Origin of the sequence: Candidatus Enterococcus murrayae (genome assembly GCF_017315985.1) — a bacterium.
Lineage (GTDB): Bacteria > Bacillota > Bacilli > Lactobacillales > Enterococcaceae > Enterococcus_A > Enterococcus_A murrayae.
Map to the genome: position 1 here is coordinate 1 of NZ_JAFLVR010000054.1, position 9,344 is coordinate 9,344.

9 protein-coding genes are annotated in these 9,344 nt (G+C 32.4%); all 9 read left to right on the top strand.

What is annotated here, in order from left to right; all coding sequences use genetic code 11:
* Window positions 1-112 precede the first annotated feature (112 nt).
* Window positions 113-1,504 (top strand): sugar transferase, encoded by a 1,392-nt coding sequence (locus JZO85_RS18700; protein ID WP_207110031.1) that lies wholly within the window; start codon window positions 113-115, stop codon window positions 1,502-1,504.
* Between the two features lie 14 nt (window positions 1,505-1,518).
* Entirely contained in the window at window positions 1,519-2,343 is an 825-nt protein-coding gene (locus JZO85_RS18705; protein ID WP_207110032.1) for a glycosyltransferase, read from the top strand.
* Between the two features lie 21 nt (window positions 2,344-2,364).
* On the top strand, window positions 2,365-3,237 hold the full coding sequence (locus JZO85_RS18710; protein WP_207110033.1) for a LicD family protein: 873 nt from the start codon (window positions 2,365-2,367) through the stop codon (window positions 3,235-3,237).
* Window positions 3,238-3,939, top strand: a complete 702-nt coding sequence (locus JZO85_RS18715) for an IspD/TarI family cytidylyltransferase (RefSeq protein WP_207110034.1) — start codon at window positions 3,238-3,240, stop codon at window positions 3,937-3,939. It begins immediately after the preceding gene.
* Window positions 3,940-3,949: 10 nt separating this feature from the next.
* Window positions 3,950-5,005: an NAD-dependent epimerase/dehydratase family protein gene (locus JZO85_RS18720; RefSeq protein ID WP_207110035.1), complete on the top strand. Its 1,056-nt coding sequence runs from the start codon at window positions 3,950-3,952 to the stop codon at window positions 5,003-5,005.
* Entirely contained in the window at window positions 5,005-5,961 is a 957-nt protein-coding gene (locus JZO85_RS18725; protein WP_207110036.1) for a glycosyltransferase family 2 protein, read from the top strand. The genes JZO85_RS18720 and JZO85_RS18725 overlap by 1 nt, the downstream gene beginning before the upstream one ends.
* Window positions 5,962-5,971: 10 nt before the next feature.
* Window positions 5,972-6,799 carry a LicD family protein gene (locus JZO85_RS18730; RefSeq protein ID WP_207110037.1) on the top strand — a complete coding sequence of 276 codons (828 nt, stop codon included), beginning with the start codon at window positions 5,972-5,974 and terminating at the stop codon, window positions 6,797-6,799.
* 32 nt (window positions 6,800-6,831) lie between these two features.
* Window positions 6,832-8,244, top strand: a complete 1,413-nt coding sequence (locus tag JZO85_RS18735; protein WP_207110038.1) for an O-antigen ligase family protein — start codon at window positions 6,832-6,834, stop codon at window positions 8,242-8,244.
* A partial coding sequence (locus tag JZO85_RS18740; protein WP_207110039.1) for a lipopolysaccharide biosynthesis protein occupies window positions 8,231-9,344 on the top strand: 1,114 nt, incomplete at its 3' end. The genes JZO85_RS18735 and JZO85_RS18740, both read left to right, overlap by 14 nt.

A 9,344-nucleotide genomic window follows, 5' to 3' on the forward strand; every position in this document is an offset into this window, starting at 1 on the left:
TTACAGCTTTTTGTTCTTTTCTTTTTTATTACTTTTTTTAGGAATACTACTCTTTTTTCGGCCTGTATGGTAAGATGTGTAATGGATTATTTCGTGGATTAGGAGTGTTTTTATGAATAAAAGTGGCGAATGGAGTGCCGCCCGTCGTATTTTTATCATTTTGATGGACGTGGTGGTTTACAATTTCTCTGTCTTTTTTAGTTTTTGGCTAAAATTTGGTGGAACCATTCCGGAAAGAAACTTTCAAACATTTGAAAGTTCCGCATTATTTATTTCGATTTTCTTTATCATATTAAATGTACTACTAGGAACATACGTTTTTTATAATCGAATTGTTAGTGATATTGTTTTTGTGACCGTCATTGGGCAATTTCTAATGTCTTTGGGGATTATGATCATCACCTTCGCTGGTCGCTGGTTTGCTTTTCCACGAACAGTAATTTTGATGTCATTCCTTCTAGGGACGATTTTACTGATTATTTATCGTACGATTATCTACAAATTGTACATGAGATTGAGTTCAGATAAAAAGGTAACAATCCTTGGTTTTGAGAAAGAAGTTGCACCGGCAATCCAAAACTTCAGTTCACAAAAGAATAACAAACATAAAGTACAGTCAGTTGTACTGGATCATTTTTATGATAATTTAGTTAAGATTATTGATGACGTAGATATTGTTTACTTAGCATCGGAAATTGAAGAAGCTGAGAAGATTAAAGTGTATCAACTTGTTACCAAAAAAGAAAAAAAACTATTTCTAAATACCACTTTCGAAAATTTGGTGACGATCAATCCTAATATCATGAATTTTGAAGATGAAAGCATTATTGAATCATCAGGATTTAAAATTCCTTCTGAAGATGCAATGCTTAAGCGAGTATTTGATATCTTAGTTTCGTTTATTTTATTAATCATTGCGTCTCCATTTATGTTGATTACTGCGATTCTAGTAAAAGCAACTTCACCAGGTCCTATTATTTATAAGCAAGTACGAATCACACAAGATCAAAAAGAATTTCCAATTTATAAATTCCGTTCAATGAGTGCAACAGCGGAGTCTAAGTCAGGTCCCGTTCTGGCTAAAAGCAATGATGCACGAGTGACACCTGTAGGTAAATTTATTCGTGCGGTTCGTTTTGATGAATTGCCTCAATTAATTAATGTTTTAAAAGGAGATATGTCGATCATTGGTCCACGTCCGGAGCGACCTTTCTTTGTTGAGCAATTCAATCAGGAGAATCCTTACTATTATTTACGCCATAATGTACGTGCGGGTATCACTGGTTATGCGCAAGTTTATGGGAAATATGCTTCAGACTATAACAGTAAGTTGAAATTTGATTTGCTGTACATCAAAAAGTATTCCTTCATGTTGGATTTGAAAATCTTGTTGCAAACGATCAAGATTTTATTTGATAAGGTTTCTTCTCAAGGCCTGGAAGAAGATGAAATATGTACATCGTTAGATAAAATGGATTTTCCGAAAGAGAAGATCTTCAAATAAAAGGAGTGTCTTTTTTGGTTAGTGTAGATGTAAGTGTATTGATGTCAGTATATATAAAAGAACGGTCAGAATATTTTAGAAAGTCTTTGAAAAGTGTCTTTAATCAAACGACTTCCGTGAAGGAGATTGTTCTAGTTTTAGATGGACCAATTACCCCTGACTTACAGGCTGTGATTGATGACTATCAAAGGATCAATCACAGTATTATTAAATTAGTACCGCTAAGTGAAAATGTTGGGCTAGGGAAGGCTCTAGCTGTCGGGGTTGAAGCGTGTAGTTATGGTTTGATTGCCCGGATGGATACAGATGATATTATGTTGCCGACTAGAATTGAGAAACAGTATGCTGAGTTCAAGGAGAATCCTGGCCTAACCATTGTTGGTTCAAATATTGATGAGTTTTATGATACTCCTAGTGAAATTGTTGGTAGAAGAATCGTTCCTGAATCTTATGAAGAGATATGCAATTTTTCAAAGAAACGTAATCCTTTCAATCATATGACTGTAATGTTTAAAAAGTCAGCGATTTTAGATGTAGGTAATTATCAACCTATGATGGGGTTTGAAGATTACTATCTTTGGGTAAGGTTATTAAAAGCAGGCTATAAAGGGAAAAATATTCAAGAATCTTTGGTTCATGCGAGAACTGGAGAGGGCATGTATGCGCGCCGTGGAGGAAAAAAATACTTTGTAAATGGACTTAAGGGACGTAAGGCGATATATAAAGCAGGCCTCGGATCATTTTTCGACTATTTGATTTCTTGCTCTGCACACATTGTTGTAAGTCTTTTGCCGAACAGTCTCCGAGGAAAGTTGTATGAAAAAAAATTAAGAAATTAATCATCGAGAGAGAGAGCATATATGTACAGTAATGATGAGAAACTCAGAAAGATTCAGCAAACAACGTTGCAGATGTCCCAAATTATCTATGATTTTTGTCAAGAACATCATCTGTTGTGCTATTTTTGTGGTGGTGGTGTTATTGGGGCGATTCGAGAAGGTGGATTTGTACCGTGGGACGATGATTTGGATTTTTTTATGCCAAGAAAAGACTATGATCGCTTTTATCAGCTTTGGAAAAAGAGCTTCTGGAATGAGCGCTATCCAATATTACGGACTACGGAAACTTATGTGGATCATAATTTGTTTACAACGATCCGTGACAGTGAAACGACCTTTATTAAGACGTATCAGTCAGACTTAGACATTCCGCATGGAATCGCAATAGATATTTTTCCTTTGGATGTCGCGCCTGAGTCGACATTTAAACAAAAGATTCAAAAAATTTGGGCATTGATTTATTCTTTATACTGTAACCAAATCGTTCCGAAAAATCACGGAGGATTGATTGCTACGGGAAGTAGAATTTTGCTAAAACTTGTTCCCGGATCAAGGGCACGATATCGTATTTGGAGTTACGCTGAAAAGCAAATGAAAAGATATAATGAGACCCCCACATCTTTTGTTACTGAGTTATGCGTAGGTCCTAGATATATGGGGAATATCTATCATGCAGAGGATTTCTCAGTAAGTGTTGAAAAACCTTTTGAAAATACAGTTATGCCTTTGCCAATCGGCTATGACCGTTATTTGAAAAAAGTATTTGGAAATTACATGGAACGGCCACCTAAGGATAAACAAGTATCTATCCACGACTCAGTATTTATTGATCCAGATAATTCTTATAAAAAATACAAAGGCATCTACTATTTAACCAACAAGGAGGATAATTAAATGATTACAGCAGTGATTATTGCCGGCGGTGTCGGAAAAAGAATGGGGCAGGATATTCCAAAACAATTTATTACAATAGAAGGAAAACCAATTATTATTTATACACTAGAATCTTTTGAGCAGCACCCATTAGTTGATCGAGTTTTAGTAGTGTGTAAATCTGGTTGGGAAGAAACTCTTTGGGGATACATTAGAGAGTATGGATTGAAAAAAGTTCAATGGATCATTCCAGGCGGATCAAAAGGCCAAGAGTCAATCAATAATGGTGTTCAATTCTTAAAAGATTACTCTGAAGAAGATGATACGATCATTATTCATGATGGTATCCGTCCCTTAGTAGATGAAATCGTCTTGTCTGATGTTATTGTAAAGTGTCAAGAACACGGCAATGGCGTGACCTCATTACCTTATAATGAACAAATATTCTTAAAAGAAACTGAAGAAACAACGAAGCAATACATTGATCGTAATACATTACGTCGTGTTTCTACACCACAGGCTTATCAGTTTGGAAAACTAAGTTGGGCATATGACAAAGCAATCAAAGAAGACATTGGCATGACTGATTCTTCTTATACCAATACTATGATGGTGGAACTGGGAGAAACGTTGTATTTCGCAGCAGGATCTGACAAAAATATCAAGTTGACGACACAAGATGATTTAGAACTTTTCAAAGCTTATTTGAAAATGAAGGATTAGAGGTGGAAATGTGTTACTAGAAAATGAAACGTATCTTGCAGAATTAATCAAAGTCAATCAAGCTAAGAATGACTGGGATAAGATCGATAATCATTCTATTTTAGTTATCGGTGCGACTGGAATGATTGGTTCTTATATGATCGATGTTTTAATGATGAGAAATAAAAAATATCAATCCAATATCCACGTTTATGCAATGGGAAGAAGTCTTGATCGTTTAGAAAAACGGTTTTCTAAGTACTTGTCTTCAGAGTTTTTCCAGGTAGTAGAGGGAGATGTTACACAACCGATTCTATTTGAGAAAAAAATCGATTATATTTTTCATGGAGCTAGTAATACTCATCCAAGAGCCTATTCAACGGATCCAATTGGTACGATTATGACAAATTTAATGGGGACACAACAGGTGTTAGATTTTGCTGTGACCAATGAATCTAAACGTACAGTCTTTTTATCAACAGTTGAAATCTATGGTGAAAATCGTGGAGATGTAGAGAAATATGATGAAAGTTATTGTGGTTATATCGATTGCAATACCTTAAGAGCTGGTTATTCTGAAGGAAAACGAGCTAGTGAGAGTCTCTGCCAAGCCTATATTTCAAAGCATAATTTAGATGTCGTCATTCCAAGAATTTGCCGTACCTTTGGACCTACTATGCTGTTAAATGATTCCAAAGCCTCTTCGCAGTTCATTTTGAATGCTGTTAATAATGAGGATATCGTATTAAAAAGTGAAGGGACTCAATATTTTTCTTATGCTTACGTAGGAGATGTGGTTTATGCATTACTTTATCTGTTAGCGACTGGAGAAAACGGTGAGGCCTATAATATTGCTGTTTCAGAATTTGATTTGCATCTAAGAGATCTAGCTCAAGCATTAGCCAGTTTGAACCAAAAAGAGGTTATTTTTGATCTTCCTGATGAAGAAGAACGAAAAGGTTTTTCAACTGCAAGCCAAGCTATCTTGGATTATAGAAAAATTGCTGGAATTGGTTGGCAACCATTGTTCTCTTTAGAAGAAGCGTTAAAGAGTACTGTTGAGTTAATCAGAAATGAGCGAGTGTAATGTGTGAGATAAGTATTATTGTTCCAGTATATAATGTAGAGAAATACTTAAAAAAATGTGTAGATTCGATTTTAAATCAAACATTTAAAGACTTTGAGCTAATCCTAGTAGATGATGGATCACCAGATAATTCCGGCATGATTTGTGACGAATATGCTGAACAAGATTCTCGCGTCAGAGTCATACATAAGGAGAATGGCGGATTAAGTGATGCTAGAAATGCTGGGATTGACGTTGCAAAGGGGAAGTATATTGGTTTTGTAGATAGTGATGATTATATAGCTGAAGATATGTATGAGCTACTTTACAGAAATATTATAAAGGAAGATGCAGATCTATCGATTTGTGGAATATATGATGTATATCCAGGAAAAACTCTTAAAAAGAAAGAATTATTTTATAAAGTTTTAGATTCAATTGAAACCATGATTCTTATTTTTCATGGAAATAATATTTCTGTTCATGCGGTCAATAAATTATACAGAAGTCATTTGTTTTCTTCTATCAGATATCCTTTAGGCAAGTATCACGAAGATTCTTTTATAATAGTAGATATTATTGATTTGTGTAACAAAATAGTCATAGACTCCACTCAGAGTTATTATTACTATCATCGTGTAGGAAGTATAAATACGGAAAAATTTTCAGAAAGACAATTCGATTTCATTGAAGCATGGACTAAAAATGAGAAAAAAGTAATTGGTCGGAATAACGAATTAGACATTGCTGCACATCAGAGGGTGTGTTTTGCTTATTTTTTAGTTTTGGATAAAATTATAAAGAGTAATAGTGAGAATAACATTGCAGAGACAAAAAAAATTGTAAGTTTTCTTCGAAGAAACTATTTCTTCATCATCAGAAATTCTATTTTTACAGTTCAAAGAAAAGTATCTATGTCCTTGTTAATGTTTAGTGTTAAAATGTATAAATTAGTTACTACACTAAAAACAAGTTAAAGGTGAATACATGAAAAGAGAATTAACTATAGAAGAGATCCAAAAAATTAGCACTAAGATATTATTATATATAGATGAAGTATGTAGAGAAAATAATTTGAAATACTCTATTTTTTATGGTTCACTGATTGGAGTCGAACGACACAAAGGTTTTATTCCTTGGGATGATGACATTGATATTGTTATGAGAAGAAGAGACTATAATCAGCTAATCGATATTTTAAGCAAAAAGACTGAGTATTTATTGTTAAGTGGAAAAACTAGAAAAAACTATAGATATACGTTTGCTAAACTGGTTGATAAACATACTTATGCTAAAACAAAGCAATTATTTTCTGGTGAAGATAAGGATTTCGGTGTATTTGTTGATATTTTTCCAATCGATGGAATTCCAAGTAGTTCTGAAGAACGAGAGTTATTTCAAGAGAAATGTGAAAGCTTTAGGCTAAATATGATGGATACGATTGGATTATCATATGCTAGATCATACTCAAAATGGAAAGCAATTATTAAGTTGATAGTTCGATTTCCTCATCGTAGGACTCTGATGAAAATTGGAAATTACGATTATTGGAGAAATATGTATGAAATTGAGACTGTACAATATCCATTAGAAAAATCGGAATATTGTGGGTTCCTAGAATGGATACATATAAATTGGGGAGTTTTCCCTGTTAAATGGTTTGAAGAATATGAAGATGTTCTTTTTGAAGGACATAAAATAATGGCAATAAAACAGAGAGATTCTTTTCTTAAATTGCGGTATGGAAATTATATGTGTTTACCACCAGAAAACGAACGTTTTACACATCATCCTTACAAATTTTATTTGAAATAGTATATTTTGTTAAGATTTAGGAGAAAATGTTAATGGAAAAATTAAATGGTAAATTTATAAAGAATTTGGAAATCGTGTTCCTAATTTCTTGGGAAATACTTTTAATCATTAGGATGATTAGTGTATATTCATTATTACCTTACAACTTAGACACATTATTGTTTACAATTATAAGTTTTTTCGGAATCATTCTATTACTGAAAAACTTGATTCAATGGGTAAAACATGAGAGAAGTATAAATTTATACCTTTTCTTATTTTTATGTGCAAGTTTAATGTCCACTTTCATAAATGGGCCGAGTAATATTCTAGGAAATTTCAAAATATTGATCTGGCAATCGTTATACTGTCTTGTAGTTTTTGAAATAGGAAAAGAAAATAGAAAAAAAGTGTTTAGCATTTTTTCTTCAATCCTTAAAGTAAGTTGGTTCATATTAATATTTATTTCAATAATTATGTTCTTCTTAAAATTTAGTTTTGTTGCTCCTCTTGAAAAGCTCTATTATGGATTACGTATTGGTTTTGTTGAAAATCGACTTTTTGGTGTCTTTGTTGAGCCTAACTTAGCTGCTACTGTGTCATTTGTTGTAGTGTTACTTTCTCTCTCTACAATAAAAAAAAATGAAACTACTATCAGCAGAATATTTCCAATAGTAAATATTATTTTTCAAATAATCTTTATTTCCTTATCGGGTTCAAGAACAGTTCTAATTGAAATTATTGCTTGTACATTCATTGGTTGTTTCTTTTTAACTATAAAAAGATCGAAACAAATGACTAGCATAATGAAAGGCATTTGTACCTCATTGATACTTACTGCGACGTTTTTATTCGGTTTATCAGTAATTCAAAAAGCTTGCATAACTATTGCTAATCAGTATGAGGTACCATCGATTACTAGTTCTTTTGATAAGAAAAAGCTAAATGATAATAAGGTTGATAAAGCGGTTTCATTAGATAGAAAAGATGTTGAAGATAACTCTGATATTTCGAATAGCAGATTTAAGCTGTGGGGAAGTGCATATGAAATTTTTAAAGATACTCCAATATTCGGCACTTCACCAAGAGGATTAGTTCCTTATGCTCAAAAAAACCTACCTCATACATGGATAGCTCATAAAGGTCAGACACCACATAATATGTTCTTTTATTCGCTAGCATCTATTGGTTTATTAGGGACAATCCCGTTATTTTTATTCCTATTATTAAGTATATTTAGAACCTTAAAGAACCTTTGGAATGCTATAGAAATTAACTATTCACAGTATCTTACAGATGCTTTAATTGTTTTGGCAGTTTTGATTAGTGGATTATTGGCTCCAGATTTAATTTTTTATAATAAATTCGGATCATTACTCTTTTGGTTGTTCTGGGGTGCAATAAGTTTGACAAAAAAAGATATTATATTAAATAAGAAAAGTAGTGGTTTTATTGAAGAAAAATAGATTACAGTATTCATTACTAAATTCCTCGATTTCAACTATAATTTATGTCTTTCGCTTAATACTGCAATTTGTAGTTAGAACTTATTTTATAAAGTTCTTAGGTGCTGAGTATTTGGGTTTGAATGGTTTGTTTACAAATATCTTGAGTATTTTGTCATTAGCAGAGTTAGGGATCGGTACTTCAATAGTTTATTCAATGTATAAACCCTTAGCAGATGAAAACAGACAGAAGATCAGGTCACTGATGCAACTTTATAAAAAGGCCTATAATTATATTGGTTTATTGGTCGGATTGATTGGAATATGCATCATCCCATTTTTAAAATATATGATCAAAAGTGATCTTTCTATAAATGAGATTTATATTATTTATATTCTCTTTTTACTCAATTCTGTTGTCAGTTATTTTTTTACTTACAAAAGATCATTAATCATTGCGGATCAAAGATCATATATAGTCTCATTAAACGATTTTATTTTTTTGTTAATCACAAACATAATTCAAATAGCTGTTCTATATCTGTACCCAAACTTTATTGTCTATCTAAGCATTCAAATATTTTTCACTTTTTTGACTAACTTGAATATTTCAAGGAAAACTGATAAGGATTACCCTTATCTCAAAGAAGACATACATGAAAAATTAGAACCTGAGACAATTAGTGAAATCAAGAAGAACGTCATAGGCAATGTTTCATCAAAAATTGGTGGCGTAGTGGTAATGGGGACAGATAATATTCTAATTTCTACTTTTGTTAGTCTTACGGCTGTCGGAATTTATTCAAACTATCTACTATTAGTTAACAGTGTTCAAAATTTGTGTAAGCAAGTGACTAACTCAATAACTGCTAGTATTGGTAATTTTGCTGCGACAACCTCTAAGGATAAGGGATTTGAACTTTTCAAGAGGCATCTTTTTGTAAATCATACATTGATTTTTTTCTCTTCAGTAGTTTTGTTAAATGTTCTGAACCCATTTATCAAGTTATGGCTAGGTCCCGATTTTTTACTATCTGATTTGAATAGTACATTAATTGTTTTTAATTTTATTATCCAAGTATATAGAAATACTGGTTTTGTATTTATTGAGTCTTATGGAT

Excerpts from the sequence above, each read along its gene's own strand:
- JZO85_RS18715 (WP_207110034.1), top strand. The coding sequence starts at position 3,238 with ATGATTACAGCAGTGATTATTGCCGGCGGTGTCGGAAAAAGAATGGGG.
- JZO85_RS18730 (WP_207110037.1), top strand. The coding sequence starts at position 5,972 with ATGAAAAGAGAATTAACTATAGAAGAGATCCAAAAAATTAGCACTAAG.
- JZO85_RS18700 (WP_207110031.1), top strand. The coding sequence starts at position 113 with ATGAATAAAAGTGGCGAATGGAGTGCCGCCCGTCGTATTTTTATCATT.
- JZO85_RS18725 (WP_207110036.1), top strand. The coding sequence starts at position 5,005 with ATGTGTGAGATAAGTATTATTGTTCCAGTATATAATGTAGAGAAATAC.
- JZO85_RS18735 (WP_207110038.1), top strand. The coding sequence starts at position 6,832 with ATGGAAAAATTAAATGGTAAATTTATAAAGAATTTGGAAATCGTGTTC.
- JZO85_RS18710 (WP_207110033.1), top strand. The coding sequence starts at position 2,365 with ATGTACAGTAATGATGAGAAACTCAGAAAGATTCAGCAAACAACGTTG.